The 23,351-nt window shown below is 38.9% G+C and carries 21 protein-coding genes; 3 read left to right on the forward strand and 18 right to left on the reverse strand.

Annotated features, from left to right (window positions below; all coding sequences use genetic code 11):
- Positions 1-24 precede the first annotated feature (24 nt).
- Together AB3I12_RS09355 and AB3I12_RS09360 are read right to left on the reverse strand one after the other, a co-directional pair.
- Positions 25-1,680 (reverse strand): FAD-dependent oxidoreductase, encoded by a 1,656-nt coding sequence (locus AB3I12_RS09355; RefSeq protein ID WP_063627588.1) that lies wholly within the window; start codon positions 1,678-1,680, stop codon positions 25-27.
- On the reverse strand, positions 1,681-1,992 hold the full coding sequence (locus AB3I12_RS09360; protein ID WP_063627589.1) for a rhodanese-like domain-containing protein: 312 nt from the start codon (positions 1,990-1,992) through the stop codon (positions 1,681-1,683).
- Between the two features lie 170 nt (positions 1,993-2,162).
- Between AB3I12_RS09360 and AB3I12_RS09365 the strand changes: the two genes are divergently transcribed.
- The gene (locus AB3I12_RS09365; RefSeq protein ID WP_010737033.1) at positions 2,163-2,423 is read left to right on the forward strand and encodes a metal-sensitive transcriptional regulator; all 261 of its coding nucleotides are present in this window, start codon (positions 2,163-2,165) and stop codon (positions 2,421-2,423) included.
- Between the two features lie 12 nt (positions 2,424-2,435).
- Positions 2,436-2,747 (forward strand): DsrE family protein, encoded by a 312-nt coding sequence (locus AB3I12_RS09370; RefSeq protein WP_010720957.1) that lies wholly within the window; start codon positions 2,436-2,438, stop codon positions 2,745-2,747.
- A gap of 141 nt (positions 2,748-2,888) precedes the next feature.
- Here the strand turns inward: AB3I12_RS09370 and AB3I12_RS09375 are convergent, their stop codons facing one another.
- From AB3I12_RS09375 to AB3I12_RS09405, 7 genes are all read right to left on the reverse strand, one after another.
- Positions 2,889-3,437, reverse strand: a complete 549-nt coding sequence (locus AB3I12_RS09375) for a CDP-alcohol phosphatidyltransferase family protein (RefSeq protein WP_063627590.1) — start codon at positions 3,435-3,437, stop codon at positions 2,889-2,891.
- Positions 3,438-3,640: 203 nt separating this feature from the next.
- Positions 3,641-5,539 (reverse strand): mannonate oxidoreductase, encoded by a 1,899-nt coding sequence (locus AB3I12_RS09380; protein ID WP_063627591.1) that lies wholly within the window; start codon positions 5,537-5,539, stop codon positions 3,641-3,643.
- A 511-nt stretch (positions 5,540-6,050) separates the two neighbouring features.
- Positions 6,051-6,767, reverse strand: a complete 717-nt coding sequence (locus AB3I12_RS09385; RefSeq protein WP_010720960.1) for an MIP/aquaporin family protein — start codon at positions 6,765-6,767, stop codon at positions 6,051-6,053.
- Entirely contained in the window at positions 6,768-8,591 is a 1,824-nt protein-coding gene (gene glpO, locus AB3I12_RS09390) for a type 1 glycerol-3-phosphate oxidase (protein WP_010720961.1), read from the reverse strand. It abuts the gene before it with no gap.
- 14 nt (positions 8,592-8,605) lie between these two features.
- Positions 8,606-10,102, reverse strand: a complete 1,497-nt coding sequence (gene glpK, locus AB3I12_RS09395) for a glycerol kinase GlpK (protein ID WP_010720962.1) — start codon at positions 10,100-10,102, stop codon at positions 8,606-8,608.
- Between the two features lie 112 nt (positions 10,103-10,214).
- Positions 10,215-11,675, reverse strand: a complete 1,461-nt coding sequence (locus AB3I12_RS09400) for a helix-turn-helix domain-containing protein (protein WP_053766217.1) — start codon at positions 11,673-11,675, stop codon at positions 10,215-10,217.
- Complete coding sequence (locus AB3I12_RS09405) at positions 11,665-12,960, reverse strand: FAD-dependent oxidoreductase (protein ID WP_063627592.1); 1,296 nt, start codon at positions 12,958-12,960, stop codon at positions 11,665-11,667. The genes AB3I12_RS09400 and AB3I12_RS09405 overlap by 11 nt, the downstream gene beginning before the upstream one ends.
- A 403-nt stretch (positions 12,961-13,363) precedes the next feature.
- Here AB3I12_RS09405 and AB3I12_RS09410 point away from each other — a divergent pair, with 403 nt between their 5' ends.
- Entirely contained in the window at positions 13,364-15,268 is a 1,905-nt protein-coding gene (locus AB3I12_RS09410; protein WP_231105519.1) for an RNase A-like domain-containing protein, read from the forward strand.
- Between the two features lie 118 nt (positions 15,269-15,386).
- Here AB3I12_RS09410 and AB3I12_RS09415 read toward each other — a convergent pair whose 3' ends face one another.
- From AB3I12_RS09415 to AB3I12_RS09455, 9 genes are all read right to left on the reverse strand, one after another.
- Positions 15,387-16,208, reverse strand: coding sequence for a hypothetical protein (locus tag AB3I12_RS09415; RefSeq protein WP_063627593.1), 822 nt, complete (start codon positions 16,206-16,208; stop codon positions 15,387-15,389).
- A gap of 166 nt (positions 16,209-16,374) precedes the next feature.
- Positions 16,375-17,196, reverse strand: a complete 822-nt coding sequence (locus tag AB3I12_RS09420) for a hypothetical protein (RefSeq protein ID WP_063627594.1) — start codon at positions 17,194-17,196, stop codon at positions 16,375-16,377.
- Positions 17,197-17,540: 344 nt separating this feature from the next.
- A complete protein-coding gene (locus tag AB3I12_RS09425; RefSeq protein WP_063627595.1) occupies positions 17,541-18,218 on the reverse strand; it encodes a type 1 glutamine amidotransferase domain-containing protein in 678 nt (225 codons plus the stop codon).
- A gap of 35 nt (positions 18,219-18,253) precedes the next feature.
- The gene (locus AB3I12_RS09430; RefSeq protein WP_063627596.1) at positions 18,254-19,360 is read right to left on the reverse strand and encodes an NADH-dependent flavin oxidoreductase; all 1,107 of its coding nucleotides are present in this window, start codon (positions 19,358-19,360) and stop codon (positions 18,254-18,256) included.
- A gap of 79 nt (positions 19,361-19,439) precedes the next feature.
- Positions 19,440-19,874, reverse strand: coding sequence for a MarR family winged helix-turn-helix transcriptional regulator (locus AB3I12_RS09435; protein WP_063627597.1), 435 nt, complete (start codon positions 19,872-19,874; stop codon positions 19,440-19,442).
- Positions 19,875-20,148: 274 nt separating this feature from the next.
- Positions 20,149-20,586: a hypothetical protein gene (locus AB3I12_RS09440; RefSeq protein ID WP_063627598.1), complete on the reverse strand. Its 438-nt coding sequence runs from the start codon at positions 20,584-20,586 to the stop codon at positions 20,149-20,151.
- A gap of 3 nt (positions 20,587-20,589) precedes the next feature.
- Positions 20,590-21,006 (reverse strand): DUF3021 family protein, encoded by a 417-nt coding sequence (locus tag AB3I12_RS09445; protein ID WP_063627599.1) that lies wholly within the window; start codon positions 21,004-21,006, stop codon positions 20,590-20,592.
- A gap of 98 nt (positions 21,007-21,104) precedes the next feature.
- Positions 21,105-21,569: a LytTR family DNA-binding domain-containing protein gene (locus AB3I12_RS09450; RefSeq protein WP_014834434.1), complete on the reverse strand. Its 465-nt coding sequence runs from the start codon at positions 21,567-21,569 to the stop codon at positions 21,105-21,107.
- A gap of 63 nt (positions 21,570-21,632) precedes the next feature.
- Positions 21,633-23,258: an alpha-glucosidase gene (locus AB3I12_RS09455; RefSeq protein WP_063627600.1), complete on the reverse strand. Its 1,626-nt coding sequence runs from the start codon at positions 23,256-23,258 to the stop codon at positions 21,633-21,635.
- Positions 23,259-23,351 lie beyond the last annotated feature (93 nt).

Raw genomic sequence — 23,351 nt, forward strand, 5'->3', positions numbered from 1 at the left:
TTACTAAGAATGCAAGGCAAAGCTCTATTTTTCTGGATAAATCAAGTCTTCTGGACGAACAGCGTGATACAAAGCAAAGGCGCCATCGAGATTTTGGACATGAAAGCCTGCTTGTTTCAAGATACGTTCTGCTAAGTAACTACGCAGTCCACTATGACAGCTGACAATGTATTCTTTCTCATGGTCTAATTCCGCCAATCGACAGCGTAAATCATTTAAAGGAATATTCAGCGCATCTTTAAAAGCACCGTTTTGCAACTCGCCTTCATTACGAACATCGAGTAAGATTTTTCCTTGTGCAAGTGCTTCTGGCAATTCATGCCATTGGATCGTCTCGCTTAGCCCTTCTGCGACATTCATGGCCACATATCCCAACATGTTCACTGGATCTTTCGCAGAACCAAAAGGTGGCGCATAGGTAAATTCTAATTCCGGTAAATCAAAAATCGTTAGTTGTCCTTTGATGGCTGTGGCTAAACTATCGATTCGTTTATCAACACCTTTGGCACCGACTCCTTGTGCGCCATAGATTTCACCTGTCTTAGGATGAAAGATCAGTTTTAACAAAATATCTGTAGCTTCAGGATAGTAACTAGCATGGTCTTTCCCAGAAACATGGACTACTGAGAAAGGTAAGTTGGCTTGTTGGGCCATTCTTTCTGTTAATCCAGTAGAAGCGGCAGCAAGGTCAAAGACCCGCACAATTGACGTACCAAGACTTCCTCGATTGTTACGAACGATTCCCGCTATATTATCTGCTGCTTGTCGCCCTTGACGGTTAGCAGGAGAAGCAAGAGAAATCAACGCATCGGCACCTGTAATTTGTTGTTTGACAACGATGGCATCTCCCACCGCATAGATGGAAGGATCACTTGTTTGGTAGTGTTCATTGACTACGATCCCCCCACGCAGCCCTGTTTCAAGTCCAGCCATTTTTGCCAATGTACTGTCTGGCTGAACACCTACTGAGAGGATCGTTAAATCAGAATCGATCGTTGTGCCATCATCCAAGCGTAACTGCTTGCCACCATGTTCAAAAGCAGTGACAGAACGTTTTGTTTGGACATGGACGCCTTGTTTAATGAGTTCATTTTGGATATGCACCGCCATTTCTTCATCTAAAGAAGGCAGGACATGTGGTGCCAGTTCTACAATTGAAACTGCCAGTCCACGTTTTTTTAAATTCTCTGCCATTTCCAATCCGATAAAGCCTGCCCCTACTACGACAGCTTTTTTGGGTTGTTCTTCAAGAGCATTCATTACCATATCAATATCCGGTACATTTCTAACAGTATAAACATTTTTGGCTTCTGCTAATCCTGAAATAGCTGGTCTGACTGGTTTTGCCCCTGGGGAAAGAAGCAACACATCATAACTCTCCTGCCATTTTTTCCCGTCAGATAAAACTTCAACTTTCTTTTCATCTGGATAAACGGCTGTGACTTCATGATTGGGACGCACATCTAATTGAAAACGAGCAGCCAATGATTCTGGTGTTTGTACCAAAAGATTCTCTCTCTCACTGATCTCACCAGAGAGAAAATAAGGTAACCCGCAATTGGCAAATGAGACATACGGTCCTTTTTCAAACACGACGATTTCAGCATCTTCTTTTAAACGACGTAATCTAGTAGCAGCAGACATCCCTCCTGCTACCCCGCCGACAATAACAATTTTCATTTATTTCCCTCCTACTGTTGGTTCAAACCATTGATTCATTCCACCACGTACATTGATAACATCATACCCCATTTTCTTCAATTCTTTCGTAGCTTGTTTGCTCCGCATTCCCGATTGACAGATGACATAGACAGGCGCTTCTTGTTTTCCTTTGAAACTTAGAATACGTTGAAGTGGAATATTTTTCGCTTGTCTGATATGCCCCCCTTGGTATTCCGCTGGTGTTCTTACATCGAGCAACTGAATAGAACCATTTAATTTTTCTTTTAATTCCGCTGTTGAGATTGATTTGACTGTTTGAAATAGTGACATCTTGATTTCCACCTTTTTTATTTTTGTAAATACCTTACGGGGTATATTCAACACAAAAAAGAGAGAATTGTCAACTATTCAAATTCTGGCTTTTTTAAATCGTCATAATTATTTACAAAATATACCTACATAGGGTATCATCTCACTAGAAGCATAAAGGAGGTTTTCAAATGGAAATCAATGACAAGAACATCATCAATCGACTAAAACGAACAGAAGGACAAATTCGCGGCATCCAAAAGATGATTGAAGAAGAGAAAGACTGTATGGCAATTATCACACAATTAAGTGCCGTTCGTTCTAGCATTGATCGTGTCATGGGAATGATCGTGGCAGAAAACTTAAAAGACTGTTTGGAGCATCCAGAAAACAGCGCAGAAGAGCAAGCCAAAAAAATGGAACAAGCAATCAACTTGATCATCAAAAAATAAGGAGAGACTCAAATGAAAGTTGTTTTTCATATCGATGAAACGAGAAAGTGGCATGAAACGATGAATAACGTCAAGAACCTATTGAAAATCGCTCCTGAAACGACGATTGTGGTTAGTGTCAACGGTGAAGGCATCACCGGCTACCTTGATCCAGCAAATGAAGAATTTCTTGCTTTAGGGGTTACCTTCCACGCTTGTGCTAATGCGCTGCGTGGCAATCACATCAGTACAGAATCCTTGCCTGAAAAGGTCATCGTGGTACCAGCTGGTATTTTAGACCTCATTGAATTACAAGAAAAAGGCTATGCTTATATCAAACCTTAAGACTACTAGCTTCGAGAGTTAAGCAAGGTTCTCCTACAGAATTTAAAACAATGAGCGGAAATCCATCCCCTCATCAAGTAAAAGAACTCAAACCACTTCCTTGGTTTGAGTTCTTTTATTTGTATTTGAGACATTACTCTCTTAATTCAATAGTTTATGATATTCACGGATATACAAAACAAAGGATTGAAGCAAGCTATAAGTGATCAATCCAAAGATCCAATTTACCCAGATCGCCGAAAGTTCGGGAAACAACAGTAAAAGCACCATGCCTGCGTAAATGACCGCAGTTGCTAATTTCCCATACCATTTTGCCCCATCTAATTTCACATTTTTTCTCAATCCAATGATACCAGCAAAAAACATGAACCCTTCTTTGATCAGAAATAAACCGAATATCCACCAAATCATCGGTCGATACCAAGCCATGGAAAGGATCAAGACCAGTTGCGTCAACTTGTCTGCCACTGGATCTAATAATTTCCCCAATTCCGTGATTTGGTTGAACTTACGAGCAATAAATCCATCTAAAAAGTCAGTGATTCCTGATAGAGCAATCAAGATACCGGCAAGCATAAACGATTGCTCTAAAACAAAGTAAAAATAAAACGGCAAAAGAACCACACGAAAAATTGATAAAAGATTAGGGATCGTTCCTATTTCTTTTCGCCAATTCGAAGTCAGTTTCATCCATGACATCTCCCTAAATAAACTTTGTTCCATTTTAACCTAAATCGGTACAAGTGCCAATTTTTTCCCGTTGTCTAAAGTTATGAGTAACACTCCAATTTAGCTATTCACATACTTGGATCATAAAAACTACTGGAACGACTGTCGAAAAAAGACGAGAGCTATTGGCTATTCCTCTTTAAAACAATGTCTTCATTTAACCCCTAGTCTCTTTTTTCTCGTCGTTCTTTAGCTTCTTTGGCTAATTTTTTATGCGCTTTTTTCGATCCTCGTGCTAGATCTCTTTGCCATTTTCTAGTTTGAAAGTCTGTAAACAAATGGTCTAATTCATAACCGACTGGATATAACTTTTCTGCTGACATCTTTAACGTGAGACGTTTTCGTGGGACGTTGATTAACTCTTTATCCAAGAAAATCGTAACCGTTTCTTCTGCTGTATCTTCATAAACTAAGGCTTCTTGTTGGTGGACCGCAGAATATACCCGATCCCCTTTCGAAAATTGCTGCACTTGTGTCTTCGTCCTAGGCACGTTTACTTTCGTTGTCTGAAACACTTTTTTGGTTGTCCGATAAGCTTTATGCTGGATATAATATTGGGCTTGTTCGATTAAGGTTTGCGACATGTTCATTTTTTGAGCGATCCATAGCGCTTGGCTTTCTCCTGTTTCCCCCACTTGAAGAAGGTATTTAGGTTTCAATGCTTCTTTATCAAATGCCATTGCGGCTGGAATAAAATCTTCATGATCATTCGCAAATTTTTTGATTTCGCCATAATGAGTAGTTGCAACGATCAGTGCCCCTTGTTCATACATGGCTTCCATGATAGCAACTGCTAGCGCCGCCCCTTCATTAGGTTCTGTGCCACTGCCGATCTCATCAAGTAATACAAGGGTATTTCTACTCACCTTGCGTAACATCTCGGCAATATTTTGCATATGACCAGAAAACGTACTTAACGCATTCTCGATCGTTTGCTGATCGCCAATATCCACAAAAATCTCATCGAAAACAGCTAGCTCTGTTCCTTCGGCTGCCGGAACCTGTAAACCAAACATCGCCATCAACGTCAATAACCCCACTGTCTTTAATACGACAGTCTTACCACCTGCATTCGCTCCAGTGATCACTAATCCTCGATAGTCATTACCAAGTTCAAAGTCTAACGGAACAGCCTTCCCTTGGATCAGTGGATGCCTTCCTTGTTTGATCTTGATGTATTCTGATTGATTGATCCGTGGTGTCACACCATGGATTTCTCGACTATACTTCCCTCTGGCGAAAATGATATCTAATCTAGTAATCGTTTCGATAATCAAATCGATTGCTTGTTCTTGTTCTGCTAAAGCACCAGTCAAATAAGCTAAAACTTGATATTCTTCTGCTATTTCTTCTGCTTTTAACAATTGATAATTCATACTTGCTTTTTCCACAGCCGTTGGTTCGATAAAGACGGTCGTTCCTTTATTTGACTGTTCAATAATCGTGCCTGGCACTTTATTTTTATAACTAGCTTTGATTGGGATCGTATAGTGATCGCCTTTTTGAACAATCATTGCTTCTTGGATCATTTCTTTGTTATGCGGATGTCTTAGAAACTTTAAAAGACGATCTTGGATTTCTTTTTCTGTTAATTGTAATTGTTTTCGTACTTTCCGTAAATTTCGTGAGGCTTCATCACTCACTTTTTGGTTCTTGATTTGTTGATAGATCAACTCTTCGACCATCGACAAATCAGGCATATTCTTACTATACACATGCAACAAGGGTGTTTGATATTGATTTTTTTCAAAAAAACGACGGATCATTCGACTACTTCTTAAAAAGTCTGCATACTCGATCAATTCAGTTGGTGTCAGTAAAAAGCCTTTTTTCACTTGGGAAGTCAACGCATCAATCCGTGTCAATCCCATAAAGGGAACGTGTTGCTGGCTTTCTAAGATTTGTCGCGCTTCTTTTGTTTCTTCTTGGCGATTTTTGACTGTCTGTAGATTAGTTTGCGGGGTCATTTCTTCGATACGCTTTTTGCTATATTGTCCAATAGCTCGTTTTTTCACTTCTTCTTTGATTTGATTAAATTGTAATTTATCGATTGTTTGTTTCATATTCTCTCCTTTTTTGAAGAGATACCTGTCCTAAAATAAATAAGACCTAGGAAAAATAAAAAGATGAGGAACATCTCAAATAAGACGCGCCCCATCCCTCATTAATAGAATTGTTGGTTATGAAATGACAGGTATCATCTATAAGCATGCCAAATAAGCTTACGGCTCTATTGGCTATTCAACTTACTACGTTAGATACCTGCTACACTCATCAAAATACCTCATTCATCTAGGTTTTATTTATTTTCAAGTTCACTATAGCAAGTTTAGCTGTCACTGTCAATCAATAACGAAAGCCCTTTTTTCATTCTGGTTAGTTCAATCAAGTCCCATGAACAAATCCAAAAAAATTTTCTGTTTGTCAGCAAAGCCCCCCGTTGATTTTGCGATCTTCAATAACCCATTTTTTAAAGCGCTGCTCTTTGTCAAGTGCTAAAAAACGGTAAAATAGAAGACCTATTTTACCGTTTTCTATATTATTTATTAAGGAATAACACACTTTACCGCCTTTTTATACCATCAACATATACATTCCCACAGCCACGACAGCTCCGACCATTGGCGCTACTACTGGTATCCATGAATAGCCCCAGTCTGAGTTTCCTTTGTTTGCAATTGGTAGAATCGCATGGGTCAGACGTGGACCTAAGTCACGAGCTGGGTTGATCGCATAGCCAGTTGGTCCACCTAGGGAAAGACCGATTGCTAAGATCAAACCTCCGACAGCAAAGACATTTGTACCATCGGCAAATGAGTTTTGCCCAAACGCTAATAATCCTAGTACTAAAACGAAAGTACCGATCAACTCGGTGATAAAGTTCGCTGGATAATTTCGAATGGCAGGACCTGTCGCAAATGTACCTAAAATTGCGCCTTGGTCTTTCGTCACACTCCAATGTGGTAAATACGTCAACCAAACTAAAACAGCACCGACGATCGCACCTAACATTTGCGCAATAATAAACGGAATCACTAGGTTCCAGCCAATTGCACCGGTCATCGCCATCGCTAAAGATACGGCTGGATTCAAATGAGCAGGTCCCATAAATCCGGAAATATAGACAGCCATTGTAACGGCTAGTCCCCAACCAAAAGCAATCACGATCCAACCAGAAGCTTGGGCTTTACTCTTGTTCAAGTTAACCGCAGCACATACCCCATCACCAAGTAAAACTAAAATCATCGTACCAATAAATTCTCCCATGATCTGCGTCATTTCTGCACTCATCTATTTTTCCCCCTTCAATTCACGTAGATCCGACTCTGCGATCAATTCTTCTAAATGAGCTTCTTGACGCTTCTTCTCTTCTGCTGACCAAGCGAAGTAAGACGCAATGGCATCAATAATCGGTTGTTTGATTGCATCAAGTTGATCACGTTCAAACAACAAGTGATTCGTGCGGCGAATCAAGTAGTCGCCTGGTGCTAATACCATTTCTTCTTCTAACCCATAACGTAAACGAGCAGATTCAGCTAAACTTAGTCCTTCATACGGTGTCATTTCTTTTGCCAAAGCAAAAATCTTTTTCGCATTGGTTCCATAAAAATCTGCAATGTATTTTGCATCAGCTTCTGCTAAACCAGATTCAACTCCGATTTTTGTCAATTCTTCCACAGTTTCTTCTAGTTTCGTTGGATCAAAATCTCCTCCGGAAACGGGATAATGTTTCGAATCGATTTCTTTTACTGACATCCGGTAGTCATCTTTCAATAACTGGCGGATTAATTTTAGTGCCCCCTCTGCCATCTTACGGTAGTCTGTGATCTTCCCACCTGATAGTGTCACCAAACCATCCGATTCACGTTCTAATGAGCTGCCTCGAGAAATCGAAGAAGGGGCTTTTTCATCACGGCTGTTTTCTAAATGATTCAATACATCCTCTACTTCTAACCGAGAAGCCTTGTTTTCTTTATATTCAGTAACTGTATCAACGACTTTGCTAAAGCTTTTATCTGAAATAGAGCCGTTGTCACCACCGTTATAGTCAGAACCAGAATTACCGATCAATAATGGGCGTAACCCTGCCCAACTTGATTCGATATCTGCGAGGGTGATGTTTGCATCTGGGTAACGATGATTGATGACATCTAATAAATAGTCCACATCTTCTTGCGTTACTTTTGGTTCCGTATAGTCTCCTTGATAGTCCGTATCTGTCGTTCCAAAATACGTTTTATTTTCTCGTGGAATGGCAAAAACCATTCGACCATCTTGTTTGCCCGTGTCAAAATATGTTGGTTGTGGAACAGGCAGTTTTTTAGCATCTACGACTAGATGAACACCTTTGGTTGGTCGCATCTTAGGTGATACCGCACGTTTGAAATTCAAGTTACGGATTTTATCGACCCATGGACCACTTGTATTGATCACTATTTTTGCGTGGATTTCCACGACTTGATCCGTTAGCAGATCACGTGCTTTGACACCCACGATTTGATCTCCTTCATATAAAAAGCCAATCGCTTTCATTTTACTTACTAGATAAGCACCATCTTCTGCTGCTTTTTTGATGTTATCGATCACTAAACGTGAATCATTGTTCCGAAAGTCTAAATAAACACCAGCGCCCTTTAACCCTTCTTTTTTCAAAAATGGTTCTCGTTCTAACACTTCTTCTGGCGTCAACGTATAGTTTTCATATTTTGTTCCAGTCACATTTGCCAATTTATCGTAGAGATCCATTGCCACTTTGACTGAAAACATATTAAACGTCGTTGCCCCCTCATCTTCATAGATCGGTAGTAACATTGGATCAGGTTTTGGAATGTGTGGCGCAATACCTTGGACCACCGCTCGTTCGCCTACAGTATCTGCTACAACTTCGACGTCAAAAGTTTTAAGATAACGAATCCCTCCGTGTACTAATTTTGTGGAGCGTGAAGAAGTACCTTCTGCAAAGTCTTGCATTTCGATTAGCCCCGTTTTGATTCCTGATGCTGCGGCTTGAAGCGCCACACCAGCCCCTGTGATACCACCACCAATAATCAGCAGATCCAACTTTTCGTGTTGCATTTTTTCAATACTTTCTTGTCTTGTTCCTCTTGAAAACATGACATTCCCTCCCTTTACTCAAATGCTTGTGTTGCTACTACCGCTTTTTTCCAACCGCCATATAATTTTTCTCTACGCTCTTCAGGCATCTCTACTTCAAACATCTTGCCCGCTTCATAAAATTCTCTGATTTCATCTGTATCTTTCCAAAAACCAACCGCTAAACCAGCTAGAAATGCCGCACCTAATGCCGTAGTTTCCAGATTTTCTGCTCGTTGGATCGGAATATTTAAAATATCTGTCTGAAATTGCATCAAATATTCATTATTCGCTGCTCCACCGTCGACCTTCAAGACTGGTATTTTGATCCCTGTGTCTTCTTGCATCGTATCAATGATATCTCTTACTTGGTATGCAATCGATTGTAAGGTTGCTTTGATAATATCTTCTTTGGTCGTTCCACGTGTCAACCCAAACATCGAACCTCTCGCAGCTTGATCCCAATAAGGTGCCCCTAACCCAACAAATGCTGGCACGACATAGACTTCATCCTCACTTGTAGAACGTTTTGCTGCTTCTTCGGAATCACTTGCTTTTTGTAACATTTGCAACCCATCTCGCAACCATTGGATGGAAGAACCTGCTACGAAAATGCTCCCTTCCAGTGCATAGTAAACCTTGCCATTGATTCCATAACCAATCGTCGTTAATAGATTGTTCTTGGATAGTTGGGGTTCTTCCCCAGTATTCATGACGATAAATGATCCTGTACCATACGTATTTTTGACCATTCCAGGTTCAAAAGCCATTTGTCCAAACAAAGCAGCTTGCTGGTCACCAGCCATTCCAGAAATCGGCACTTCACTTCCATAGAAATGATACCCTTGTGTATAACCATAAATTTCCGAATTAGAAGTCGGTTTTGGCAGCATTGCTCGAGGAATGTTCAAGAGATCAAGGATTTCCTGATCCCAATCAAGATCGTGAATATTAAACAACATCGTCCGACTTGCATTGGAATAATCCGTCACATGTGCTTGACCGTCTGTTAATTTCCATACCAGCCATGAATCGATCGTACCAAAAAGCAATTCGCCTTTTTCAGCACGTTCTTGCGCTCCCTCTACATGGTCAAGAATCCAACGTATTTTTGTAGCAGAAAAATAGGCATCAATTACTAAACCTGTTTTTTTATGGAAAAAGTCTTGGTAGCCTTCCTTTTTCAAATTATCAGCGATTGATGCGGATTGACGAGATTGCCATACCACAGCATGATAAATCGGACGTCCAGTATCTTTTTCCCAGATCACCGTCGTTTCACGTTGGTTGGTGATTCCGATGCCTGCGATTTGATTCGGTTTGATCCCAGATTCAATGAATGCCCCTGCAATGACCGACTGTACGGAGTTCCAGATTTCATTCGCATCATGTTCCACCCAGCTCTCCTTAGGAAAATATTGCGTGAATTCTTTTTGTGAACTCCCGATATGTCTACCTTTTTTGTCATAAATAATTGCTCGTGAACTTGTCGTTCCTTGGTCAATCGCCATGATGTATGTTGATTCTGTCATTCTGATCTCCTCCATTATCTGCAAACGCTTTCTAAATTTATCTTTATCTTACACCGATTCATTTTTTAGAAACTGCCAAAAAAACATTTATTTTCTGTTTTTTTGACAGTTTTTAATTTTTTGCTTTTTTTTCTTCTTCGATTTTTTGCTTTAACCTTGCGATATCATAGCTTGAAGCAAACTCTGATAAATAATAATAATTTTGATGAGGATCTTCTTGATTAAATGTGATCACTAAATCATACTTTTTCCCTGGTCGTCGATTTTCAATCTCAATCCCACTGATTCCTTTTAACTCTCTTAACAAAAATTGTTGAAATGCCACTCGATAAATCGGTAATGTTTCAATATCGATTCCGATAGTGACCGATTTCGCAATATAAAAATCGATCATCATAAGAATATTGGCATACTGAATCATGAGATAACTTAAAGCAGCTTCTTCACCTTGTTTAGCAGGTAGTTGTGTCAGCGTTGTTTCTTTCAATCGTTCGAGTAATTGACTAAGGGAGCGGCCTAACATCTTTTTCTGTTGTTGCAAGAGATGTTCTGGCTCATAGATCATCATGACTCCTCGAAAAAAATAAAACTCATTATCGATTTGAGCTAATTGATAACCGACTGCTTTTTCTTCCTTGATCTTCAACTTTCGTGGACGATAGTGCCACAACATCGTTTCTCTAATGTACGTATCTAATACAGCTGTTGGTAATTTTTTGCTTCGGGTTAAATCATATTGATAAAAATGTTCTTCTGATAACACCGCAAACGAGACAAAAAAACTGTAAAACATCAAAGGCTCATAGCCACTGATCTCAGCAGCTGTCCGACTTAAATAAAGTGAAATGACCGGATCAAGTGCTTGATACAAACGATCCTTTTGGTAAAGTATTTTCTTTTCTTTCAATGTAGCAAACGTCGTTTTTTCACTCAATAGCCGTTTACGAGTGATCCCTAGCCAGCAGGCGATTTTACTAGCTGACTCTTGAGAGAATGTCGTTTCTAAGGCTCGCTCCAATCCTAAAATAAGTGGCGCTTTATCAGGCGTCTGTTGTAAGAAAAGGGGACGTTGTGATTCAGAGATAAATTGGAATAACACATAGTAGAAATAACGAACTTGCAATTCCTCGCCATAGAGTTGGCCATTTTTGATTTGTAGAGAAAATTCTTGCAGTAACTGATTCAATTCTTTGATCTTACGAAAGACAGAAGATTCGCTGATATTAAAAGCTGTCGCTAGACGAACGATCGATGCTTGGTGATGTTCTAATAAATAAACAAGCAGATTAAATTTCAAGCTTTGTTGAACTAAGAATAGAATGATTTTTTCTAAGCTGACATCTTCAGCCAACTCTAATGTGACTTGAAATTCATTTCTTTTGATTGCTACTTTCTTCCCCATCATCCTACCGATCATTGGGATTTCTGCTATATATTGATCAAATGATGTTTTAGAAAGATTGACTTGTTCCCTTAATTGATTCGTGCCTACAGTTCCACCATGCAACACCATTTCCCTAAGAATCAACACTTGCAACTGCTCTTTTTTCTCTAGTAATTGTTCAATCTTCATCGAGCGTATCAACCACCTTTATCAATTGAAGCGGCAACCGATATTCTGGCTGGAAGAATAACTCCCGTTCGAATAATTTCTCTAACGTCCAGCCTTCCTCAATAGCGAGAGTGAATCGATCCAATAAATCGAATATCTCTCCACGACTTCGCAACTGCGCACCAAGTAATTGTCCCTTTTCATTGCACATCACTTTGATTTTCGCCGTTTCACTATTGGTCGCAGCTAAGCGGGCAAGCAAATATGTTTTACGGACAGTCTGCGGATAAAAAATACTTTCTTCTTCCGTTAGCCCGACACTTCCCAGAAAATAACCAAACCAATGATTTCCAATTGCTCGGTAGGTTCCCGGATCTTTCGTACGTTTGCCACTAATCGTTTGACTGACCACTTGTGCCGTACGTAGTGCATTATTGACCAAAGAGACATACATTTTTTCTTGAGTCGGTTGGAACGTCACTTGGATCGCATCACCGATTGCATAAATATCCTTCGCTGACGTTTGCAAATACTCATCGACCCAAATCGTACCATCTTCATTTAGCTTCAACTGATCTTGCCAGAGATGATGGTCTGGACGCGTGTGATTCGCTAGCAGAACTAAATCATAGCTTTCTGTTTTTTGATCCGTCACTACGACCACTTGCTCGTTTTCTTCGAGCGTTTGCACTTGTTCATTCAAAAACAATTGGATATTCCGTTGTAATAACTCATGTGTTAACGGTTCAACCATTTCGGGATCGAAATAACGGAACAACAATGTTGGTCGACTTTCATAGAGATGGATTTCTTTTTGCTGATGATATAACCCTTCTGCTATTTCTAGTCCTACTTGTCCCGCACCAATCACAGCAATTTTTTGTGCCTTCGCAAGACTTTGTTCCAAAGATTCTTTTAAGTGGATATCTTTAACAGAGCGGATCTGCGTACTTTTGTTTCCATTTTTGAATTGCTGACTCGAACCCGTTGCAATCACCAATGTATCAAAAGTAAGCTGTCGCCCATTTTGGATAAACACAGTCTTCGTGGCTATTTCAAGTGAAACGACTTCCGTGCGTACTTGAACATCAATTGCGTATAGCGCTTGCAATTCTTCCTTAGTCAACCAATAAAGTTGCTCTTTACTTGTGAGTTGCTTTTTTAACAGTAAATTGAGTCCACTCGGTATAAACCCAATCTTGTCTTGTTTTTCCAAAAGTATGATTTCACTGTCAGGACAACTTTTTCGCAAAGAAATTGCTGCATAGATCCCCGCAAAAGAACCACCAATGATCACGATCCTCATCCATTTCCCTCTTTTCCAATAGCCTATTTGAAGAGTATCATGTAACCGTTAATGTTTCAAAAAATGTACTCAAAAACGAAGCAAATCTTCGATCATAAGAACAGCCGTGAAAAAATAAAGGTCATAAGTAAGCCAATTGATAAATAGATATAATCAGTTATTTAAAATTGACTGATTTTTATTCAATCTTCTATTTTTTAGCACTTTTTAAAAAAATAGATACTATTATGTAAAATTTTCTAAACTTTTTTATTTTAAAGTAAAAAAATAAACGTTATTTTAATAACATGATTTTTGATTTAATTAGTTATCTCATTTACAATTTTTATGTAAGCGAATACACAGAAAGGAGAACATTAAAGTTTGTTGGGTTAGTGAAAAAATAATCAAAAGGAGTTTAATTATGAAAAAAAGATCTATACTAATGTCCTTGTTGTTGCTTTTGCCCTTTTTCTCGTCCCCACTGAGTGTCTATTCTCAAGAAACCACGGTCGAACCACAAGCTGTCTTGCAAGAAGAAATGCCTCCCTTGGTACAGCCAATTCCTTCAACTCTTGCATCAGAAAAACAAGCAATTGACTCACCTTTAAATATCTTTAACCATTTATCTTTGTCAGAATATGCTTCTGCCTTATCTGGTGGAGCAACTTTAGGCGCAAGTTTTCTGGAAACTGCTGCCGCCCCATTCATCATTCCCGTCATGCTAGGTGCTAGTATCGCATATAGCAGTTACCAATTAGGTTCCTATTTAGGTGTGATGACAAACGATCTTATTCAAACCAGTAAAGGGCTTCGTGAATCATTAGGCTCTACCTCCAATGTGCAACAAGATCTCACAGATTTCGCACTTTCTGGGATGAATTCCACAACAAGCACGTATAATTTTTCACAAAATCTACAAGCCCGCTATGCGCAGGACGTCACCAGCCATGCGGTAATGCGTGAATACCTCACCGGCACAAATGATCATGGTGCTTATCGCTTTTCCATAAGTAGTGACGCTTCGATGTATCGTAGGCGCATCAGTTACAACCTTCTATGGTCTGAACAAGGACAAGCTTGCATTCTTGGACGCGATGCATCTGTAGCGAAACACACTTATGCAGACGACCAATTTTTTGTACTAGAAAGTATTGAACTAGCGGAACCTTCCAGAGCGAGTGATCAAGCAATCTTAGAGATCGTTGGTAAATTCTATATTGCTAATGGTGCCTCACAAGCCTTTTTATATACAAAAGAACTACCTATCTCTATGACGCAAGCCTTAGAACAAATTACTACTCTTGATGGCTTACTTGGCTATGTGCAACAAACAACCACCTATACATTAGGTGCAATTGATGTGCCTTCAACAGCAGTAGCAGTTGAAACCGCACAAGCAATGGCAAAAGAATATACGACACGCAAAGCACAAATCACCAATCGTTTAACGGAGGCACTCGCTCCGAATAATAATGGGATTGATTTTGATCCATCAGGGATGATTGCTTCCTTATACGGACAAGCCGTGGTGTTAGATCAAGCAGGCAACTTTATTTATGCAGAAACGAAGCAAGCCGTTCCTACTTACTACTGGGACGCCATTGAGATTTCTTACAGTGCCGATGCTATTCCATATGATGATGCCCTCACCATTGATGGTCGGCGTGGCGTGCTTGATGAAGAGACCGGAGATATCATTGACGGTAAGACCAAGGACGTCTTGATCAAAGGGGCGCTAGGAGCTACCTGGACAGCAGCTAGTATGGCGCTACTGAAAGAGCGAATCAAAGAACTGAAAGAGAAAGACCCCAACAATAAAGATGACGATGAAGGATTTAGTTGGTATACGCCTGTCGATCTAGTCTATGATGAACTTTTTGCAAACGGCGGAAAAGGCCACACAATTGCACGACATGTTGACAAGACTGAAAGTGAGTTACAACAGCGACTTGAAGGAAGTAAGAGATTAAAACATGCCTCAAGCTTTTATGATATTTTCCAAACACTAATTGCGATCAATTCAGGGATCTATACCGCGAATCAACGTTATTTAGATGGAAAGATCAAAGTTCCATTAGGAGAATGCTCTTTTGATTCAACCAAGAATCGAATCGAATATGATTCTTTTAAAGCTTGGTCCCTTGGGCGAGGAGTTTATAAAATAGACGATAATAGGTATAAGCCTTATAACTCGATTACTTATGCCAAGGTGATCATTCAAAAAACCAATCAAAAAATTCGAAAAAAACGGCATTATTATATCGTCACTGCTTTTCCGGATCTAAAAAGATATAAAGAAGAAACAAATACTTTGATCTATGAATAATAGTGTAGTATGGAGTAATCGAACTACAATATGTACTTGATTTTGTTGATTTCCCCTTAAAGAAAAGAGAGCCAAGGAAGTTCTACCCTTGACTCTCCTTTTTAAACATTTTTATCATCTACGGGATAAACAATTCAATATCAATGACCGTAAATCGTTTTTGCTTTTTATCATAGATCGACCATAGATACGCTCCATCATCTCTTCTACCTTCATTATAATAATTGGTAAAATCAGTATGCCATTGATAAATGACTAACTCACTTCGATCAGGAAACAGAAGTTGATTGACTCGTCGGAAATCTTCAATGGTCCGATGGGTCTGGAGATAACTACAAAAAGCGATTTGGTATTCCCCACCCTTGGCAAAAAAAGTGGTGGAACTGATTTCATCAGCTTTCATCATTTGGGGATTGACCCTTATAGGAAAGCCGTCATAAGTATCAAACGAGGTTTCTTCCATATAAGTAAGCGTTACTTCTTCAGTTCGTTCGTAGAGTTGTGGAAACCTGGTCAATAATGCTTCACGCTCTTTTCTAAGCTCTTTTATCATTTGGTAACGCTCTTGTTTGCGTTCTTCATGATCTATTTGTAGCTTTTTGAGATCTAATTTTCGTCCGACGGCTTGAAGATATTTGATCTTTCCTTGTATATCTGCTTTTATTTGGGCATCTACATCAGCTTCTATTCTTGCCTCGACTTCTGGGGTTAGCGTGATCTCAACTTTGGGCACTTCGGCAAATTTTTGAGTTAATCCAGTCACAAATTTTGGTGTCCAGATACACCATGCCCGATTAGCATATGTAAGAAATGCCAGTACTGCTTCACGATGACTTTCGTATCCTCGATCCTTTTCCTCAGTAAAAAAAGCACAATTGACCGGCTCAATTAGATATTCATTACATTCATAATAGAACGTTTCTTTTTCTAGCAATTCCATTTTTCCACTCTCCTCTACTTAGCTACGCCTCACTTTATTTTATCATGAAGCCGACTGAAGTAAGACAACTACCATAAACCTACTTTTTCATAAAAAGAGAAAGAATTGAACACCAAATAGCTAGGAAGTTTTTCCCTTAACTCCTTTCTTAAACACTTTTTACCACCTATGGAATAATTAGGGCAATATCAATCACTGTAAATCGTTTCCTTTTTTTGTCATAGATCGACCATAGATACGCTCCATCATCTCTTCTGGGTTCATTATAATAATTGGTAAAATCAGTATTCCATTGATAAATGACTAACTCACTTCGATCTGGGAAAAGTAATTGATTGACTCGTTGGAAATCTTCGATTGTTCGATGGGTCTGGAGATAACTACAAAAAGCAATTTGGTATTCCCCACCCTTGGCAAAAAAAGTTGTAGAACTGATTTCATCAGCTTTCATCATTTCGGGATTGACCCGTATGGGAAAGCCGTCATAAGTATCAAACGAGGTTTCTCCCATATAAGTGAGCGCTACTTCGGCTGTTTTTTCATACAGTTGAGGAAACATAATCAATAATGCTTCACGCTCTTTTCTAAGCTCTTTTATCATTTGGTAACGCTCTTGTTTGCGTTCTTCATACTCCATTTGTAGCTTTTTGAGGTTTACTTTTCGCCCGACTGCTTGAAGATATTTGATCTTTCCTTGTATATCTGCTTTTATTTGGGCATCTACACCAGCTTCTATTTTTGCCTCGACTTCTGGGGTTAGTGTGATCTCAACTTCTGGTACTTCGGCTAATTTTTGAGTTAGCCCAGGCACAAATTTTGGTGTCCAGATACACCATGCCCTATTAGTATATGTGAGAAAGGCAAGTACTGCTTCACGATGACTTTCGTATCCTCGATCCTTTTCCTCAGTAAAAAAAGCACAATTGATCGGTTCAATCAGATGATAATTACACTTATAATAGAACGTTTCTTTTTCTAGCAATTTCATTTCATCATTCCTTTCTTCCTTAGTTACTTTCTATGTATCCGCTTTTATTTTACCATGTTTTTTTACCTCTCATACTCCATAAAAAAATCAATTTTTAGACTTACGTTGTACATTCTTTTTATTTTTTATAGAAATAGAGGGCAAAATCTGAAGCGACTCCAAACAGTTAGACTAAAAAATCTAAATTTTGGAGGACGTTTCAGATTCCACCCTCTACTTTATAAAGTTTTCTTCTATTGTTAAATTGGATTGTTTTTTGGCAGACTTACTATAATGCTGTAATAAGAAGGCCTACGTCGGAACTGTTTATTTTCGTTTTTCGCTTAACTTTTTCCCTTAACAACTTACTTCTTCAAAAATTCAACGACTTTGATTCCTAATTGATGCGCAGATTGAGGATTCTGTCCGGTCAACAACTGTCCATCTGCATGTACGACCGCTGTAAAAGCTGGTCCTGCTTGATAGTTTGCTCCTTTTTCTTTCAAGGCATCTTCTGTTAGAAAAGGTACTTTGTCCGTTGTTCCATTCGCTGTTTCTTCTTCGTTACTAAAACCAGTGACCGTTTTTCCCGCTAAAATCGGTTGACCAGAAACGTCAACTACAGGAAGTAATCCGACTACACCATGACAAACAGCTGAAACGATTCCGTCATTCTGATAGATCGATGAAGCAATTTTTCCTAGATCCGTTGCTTCAGGAAAGTCCCACATGGTTCCGTGTCCACCGGTATAATAAATCGCACGATACTCGTTTGGGTCGACTTCAGCTGGACTCAAGGTGCTTCCTAACGCTCGGTTACGGAAATCTTCGTCCTGATAATAGTTCCAATCGATTTCATCCATCGCTTCCAGACTCTTCGGCTCCAAAGGAACATACCCACCTTTAGGACTGACAAAATCAGCTGAGATATTATTTTTGACTAAAGCATCATAAAAATGAGTCAGCTCACTCAGCCACAGCCCTGTTGGACGGTCGGTTCCTTTATATCTTTCCACATTCGTTAAGACGATCAATACTTTCATTGTTCTCTCTTCTTTCTTTACTAATAGATCTTCACTTATCTATTAGTATTTGATTGATAACGGATCTGTAAAAAATTATACAATGGATTAGGTAAATAGAGTTCTTGATATGCTTTTGCAAATGGTTTGGTCACAAGTTCTGTATCGCGATTTTCCATTAATTTGACCGCCCATTCGGGATCAACTAATAGTTGCTGTCCAACTGCGACAAGCTCTGCATCAGATAAAACCGCTTCAACATCTTGGCGGTTACGGACATTCCCTACACCCACTAATGGTATTTTTCCTTGCAATGTTTCATGGAGATAGTGAAGCATCGATTGCTCATTGTATTGCTCAGAACGAGCAACACGATCATACGTACTTAATGAAACATGAAGGTAATCCAATTTTGTTTCACGTAATTTTTCCATTAACCATATGGTATCTTCAAAACGGATACCAGGCGTTTCAAATTCTTCTGGTGAAAAGCGATAACCTACGATAAAAGGCTTTGTTGCGTATGTTTCGACAGCTTGAAACACACTTTTCACTGCTTCATCAATAAAGCGATAGCGATTTTCTAAGCTTCCGCCCCATTGATCTTCACGACGATTAGAATGTGGCGAAAAGAATTGTTGGATCAAATACGTATTAGCACCGTGTAATTCTACACCATCAAATCCAGCTTCGATTGCTCTTCTAGTCGCTTCACCAAAAGCCTTGATCGTTTCTAAGATTTCGTCTTCTGATAAGGCACGTGGTGTTTCCGCATTAGGTCGTTCTGCAGGGATTGCGCTAGCCGAAACAGTTTGTTCGCCTGATAACGTTGCTCGACTCGTCATACGTCCGCCATGGAAGATTTGTACGATCGCTTTTGCCCCATTTTCTTTGATTGCCTTTGCCAAGTCACTGAGCCTAGGTATCATTTCATCATGCGCTATGCTAAGTTCACCGGGCCAGCCTTTTCCTATATCTTGCACATTCGCAGCCCCTGTAATAACTGCGCCTAGTCCCTTCGAACGTTCTTGGTAATACGTGATCTCATCTTCCGTAATCACACCATTATAAAAACTTAATTGGGTGGTCATAGGTGCCATCATCAAACGGTTAGGTAATGTCACACCAGAAGGAAAAGTGATTGTTTCGTTAAAATTTGCCATGGTGATTCCTCCATTCAGTTCTCTTCGTTTATTAAAACACATAATTAGTTGCGCATACAACTAACGAGATTAAAAAAATTTATTTTTTTTGTAGTTTTTCAGTGGCTGAATTGATTGCTTTAGATAAATATTCACTTTCTACAGATCCTAGAATCTCTTGATATGCATGATGTAGTTCTTCCCAACTACTATCGATTTCTTTTACAAATTCCCGTCCTTGATCCGTCAGATAAACTAATGACAAGCGTCCATCACTGACTGTTTTGATATAGCCTTTGTATTCCAATTTTTCGACAAAACGAGCAATCGTTGAAGGTGCAGAACAAAGTAATTGGGCAATATCCTTTTGTGGTAATCCATCTTTTTCTTTTAAAATCAATAAAATAAACCCATATGTCGGTGTCAAACCCGTTTTCTTAAATGCTTCATCTGCCATTTTATTCAACAGGCGATCTAATTTTTTCACACTAAAAAACAGACAATCATTTAACGCTTGTTCAATCGGTTTTCCCATGTTTTCTCCCCCTAATATCCGCGTAACATATCATAGTATGATTTTTGTTATTTGTCAAAAAAGGCTGTAGTAACAAGGGAAAACAAGAGCATGTAAAATTCCTAGAAAGAATAATATAATCTGTTTTAGGGGATATAAAAACGCAGAAACAAGATTCAAGCACCTTCAAACAATGAGCTGCACCAAAAATTTGAAATAAGATAAGTAGAGAACAGATACGGCAAAAAATTGTCACTAGGTACCGCCGAATAAGAAAAAAATGCGACTGATTGGTTTATACTTTTTTCAGATAAACTACTTTGGCACCTAATAATGAGACACCGATATGCAAAGTTTCAGCAACTGCAGGTACGCTTTCACCAAAAGGCAATACGCTGACACGATTGATGATGACCCCTATGATAAATACAAGAACGGTCAGCCAAGTTCCCTTTTTTACCCATTGCTGGTCACTTTGTCTTTGATAGATTTTTACAGTTTGGGCACGTAACACGCCAAAGATGAATCCCAGCAAAACAGACAAAACAATAAGAATAAGTGTATGGTTAGTCTTAATGATTTCTTGCCAGTTGCTTATGATTAAATAAAGTCCAACTAATACAATGATGATTTCACTTTTCATCGTGTCTTTGATTGCTCTTTCTTTAAGTAATCTCTGTAAAAAAAAGAGAATCAATACTAACACAATGAGATAATTTTGTAGATGTTCCACGTTTTATTCTTCTTTCTTTCCTGAAATTCCTGAATGCCGTGTATTGATTATTTGGATTCGTTTATTTAACAATCGGGCTCGTAAAAAGTTCCTGATGATCAAACAAAGCCACACAATGAAATAGATACTCACAAAAGTTAGCGTGTACCTCTCAAGATGAACAGAAACTCTTCCATTTAACAGCACCAACAAGAAATAACTAAAGGCATACGTACTAATAAAATGTAGCAGTATAATCTGAAGATAATTAAGCTTCTCAATTCGCTCGATCAGCGATACTACGCCAATAAAAGCCGAGAGAAAGAAGACAAAAAGAATCTCATTTCTCGTGATCTCATGGATTTGTGAAACTAATTTGAACAGCAAGAAAGCAAAGCTTCCAATACCAATACTTCTCATCATACGTTGTATCAATTTCATCGGGCTCTCCTTTTCATCTTACCAGCTATCAGGTACATTTATTCTACAAGGTTTCCTTCTTGAAGCTAGTTTGATTGTCATTTCTTGCATTTTTCTTGTCACTTGTTGCGAAAAGTCTGATCAATTTTTTCTTTTAATGCTTTGGAAAAATAACGGCTAACGAGTAACTCTTCTGTATTTTGTAATGTGACATAGAGATTTCCATTTAAAAGCGACGAATTGATTTCTTTAACCATATAGATATTTAAAATAGTCGTTTTCGATATTTGGATAAATGGTTCTGGGAGTTCTTTCATTAACTGAGCTAGTGTCAATCTTCGCTCATACACTTCATTTTCCGTATAAAAAAAACATTTGCGATCAAGATATTCGATATAAAAAATCGAGAATAAATCTAAATAGACATCTCTTTCTTTTTTATAGTCTCTCACTAAAATAGTTTCCACTTTGTATTTCTCTAAAATATCAGCAATCGAAGTTAAAAATGGTACCTTTTCATGAACTTGAAAAAGTACCATCTCCTCTTGTTTTTTTGGAATCAAATCAAACAATACTTTCATCATGGTCCTCACACTTGTCTAAATTTCTTTTATCATACTCTTTTTTGAGGTGTTCGGACAAGTCATTTATTTGCCCGTCTTCAAAACAAAAGCTTCATAAGGACGTAAATTCAGTTTGCCAGTTGGTATCTGTTTTTGTGGATAGTTTGAAATGACCAGTGTCATCGCTTGATCAGTCAATGTGTATGGCTGATTTTTTTCAGACATATTGCAAACGACTAACCATTGTTCATTATTCAACGTCCGATAATAGGCAAATACGTCATCGGGCGTATCTGTTACCAACTGATAATCTCCCCAGACGATGAGTTCATTGTTTTTCCGTAACTCGATCAATTGCTTATACGTATAAAAAATAGAATCTTTCTTTGCTAAGGCTGTTTTCACATTGATCGTTTGGTAGTTTGGATTGACGTGTAGCCAAGGAGTTCCTGTGGTAAATCCAGCATGTTCACTATTATCCCATTGCATCGGTGTACGCGCATTGTCACGCCCTTTTGCATTGATCGAACACAAGATTTCTTCCGGAGTAAATCCTAAAGTTAACCGTTCGTGATACATGTTGATCGTTTCAATATCTTGCGCTTCAGAAATATCCTTGATCGGGTAGTTTGTCATCCCGATTTCTTCTCCTTGATAAATATAAGGTGTCCCTTTCATCATATGAAGCAAAATCGCAAACATTTTGCCACTTTCTTCTCGATAATCTTGATCATTCCCCCAACGTGAGATGATCCTTGGCAAATCATGGTTATTCCAAAATAGACTGTTCCATCCTTCATTCCCTAAAGAAGTTTGCCATTTTGATAATACCTGTTTCAACTCAGGAATACTTAATGGTTTTAAATCCCATTTGTCTTTTCCTGCCTGCTGATCCAAACCGACATGTTCAAATTGAAAGATCATCGATAGTTCATTTCTCTTGGGATCAGAATAAAGCTTGGCAATGTCCGTGGTTGCTCCCCAAGTTTCGCCCACTGTCATCAGATCTTTGTTTCCAAAAGTAGCTTGATTCATCTCTTGTAAATAGTCATGAAGTTTGGGACCATTACTTGTTATTTCTTGATCAGGTAACTTCCCAATCGTATCGATCACGTCCATTCGGAAACCACCGATTCCCTTGTCGATCCAAAAGTTCATCATCTGATAGATTTCTTGACGTAAGTGGGGATTTTCCCAGTTTAAATCTGGTTGCTTTTTACTATAAAGATGTAAATAATACTGACTAGTTGTTTCATCAAACTGCCAAGCAGAACCACTGAATATCGACCGTAATTGATTAGGCTCATTTCCATTGATTGGGTCACGCCAAATGTAATAATCCCGATACGGATTTTCCTTACTTTGACGAGCTTCGATAAACCAAGCATGTTCATCTGATGTGTGGTTGACGACGAGATCCATAATGATTTTTATTTCACGTTTCTTTGCTTCTGCAATCAGTTCCTCCATATCAGCCATCGTGCCAAATTCGGCCATGATTGCTTGATAATCACTGATATCGTAACCATTATCGTCGTTAGGAGATTCATATACGGGAGATAACCATATCGTATCGATCCCTAAATAATGCAGATAATCCAATCGAGCGATCACTCCTTGTAAATCCCCGACTCCATCCCCATTCGTATCTTGAAAACTACGAGGATATACTTGATAGACAACTGATTGATGCCACCATTTTTTCTCCATACTTTCCTCCATTGGTTAAAGATTATTGATCCCTCGCAAAAATTGTAACGCTTTCAAAAACGAGAGTAAATAGCCATTATTCTCCTTATTTCT

The organism is Enterococcus sp. C65, assembly GCF_040887165.1.
GTDB classification, from domain to species: Bacteria; Bacillota; Bacilli; order Lactobacillales; family Enterococcaceae; genus Enterococcus_B; species Enterococcus_B hirae.

Coding starts and splice junctions, on each gene's coding strand:
- AB3I12_RS09405 (WP_063627592.1), bottom strand. CDS start 12,960: ATGAGGATCGTGATCATTGGTGGTTCTTTTGCGGGGATCTATGCAGCA.
- AB3I12_RS09430 (WP_063627596.1), bottom strand. CDS start 19,360: ATGGCAAATTTTAACGAAACAATCACTTTTCCTTCTGGTGTGACATTA.
- AB3I12_RS09355 (WP_063627588.1), bottom strand. CDS start 1,680: ATGAAAATTGTTATTGTCGGCGGGGTAGCAGGAGGGATGTCTGCTGCT.
- AB3I12_RS09455 (WP_063627600.1), bottom strand. CDS start 23,258: ATGGAGAAAAAATGGTGGCATCAATCAGTTGTCTATCAAGTATATCCT.
- AB3I12_RS09445 (WP_063627599.1), bottom strand. CDS start 21,006: ATGAAATTGATACAACGTATGATGAGAAGTATTGGTATTGGAAGCTTT.
- AB3I12_RS09375 (WP_063627590.1), bottom strand. CDS start 3,437: ATGAAACTGACTTCGAATTGGCGAAAAGAAATAGGAACGATCCCTAAT.
- AB3I12_RS09360 (WP_063627589.1), bottom strand. CDS start 1,992: ATGTCACTATTTCAAACAGTCAAATCAATCTCAACAGCGGAATTAAAA.
- AB3I12_RS09435 (WP_063627597.1), bottom strand. CDS start 19,874: ATGGGAAAACCGATTGAACAAGCGTTAAATGATTGTCTGTTTTTTAGT.
- AB3I12_RS09370 (WP_010720957.1), top strand. CDS start 2,436: ATGAAAGTTGTTTTTCATATCGATGAAACGAGAAAGTGGCATGAAACG.
- AB3I12_RS09380 (WP_063627591.1), bottom strand. CDS start 5,539: ATGAAACAAACAATCGATAAATTACAATTTAATCAAATCAAAGAAGAA.
- AB3I12_RS09420 (WP_063627594.1), bottom strand. CDS start 17,196: ATGAAATTGCTAGAAAAAGAAACGTTCTATTATAAGTGTAATTATCAT.
- glpO (WP_010720961.1), bottom strand. CDS start 8,591: ATGTTTTCAAGAGGAACAAGACAAGAAAGTATTGAAAAAATGCAACAC.
- AB3I12_RS09400 (WP_053766217.1), bottom strand. CDS start 11,675: ATGAAGATTGAACAATTACTAGAGAAAAAAGAGCAGTTGCAAGTGTTG.
- AB3I12_RS09365 (WP_010737033.1), top strand. CDS start 2,163: ATGGAAATCAATGACAAGAACATCATCAATCGACTAAAACGAACAGAA.
- AB3I12_RS09415 (WP_063627593.1), bottom strand. CDS start 16,208: ATGGAATTGCTAGAAAAAGAAACGTTCTATTATGAATGTAATGAATAT.
- AB3I12_RS09410 (WP_231105519.1), top strand. CDS start 13,364: ATGAAAAAAAGATCTATACTAATGTCCTTGTTGTTGCTTTTGCCCTTT.
- glpK (WP_010720962.1), bottom strand. CDS start 10,102: ATGACAGAATCAACATACATCATGGCGATTGACCAAGGAACGACAAGT.
- AB3I12_RS09450 (WP_014834434.1), bottom strand. CDS start 21,569: ATGATGAAAGTATTGTTTGATTTGATTCCAAAAAAACAAGAGGAGATG.
- AB3I12_RS09425 (WP_063627595.1), bottom strand. CDS start 18,218: ATGAAAGTATTGATCGTCTTAACGAATGTGGAAAGATATAAAGGAACC.
- AB3I12_RS09385 (WP_010720960.1), bottom strand. CDS start 6,767: ATGAGTGCAGAAATGACGCAGATCATGGGAGAATTTATTGGTACGATG.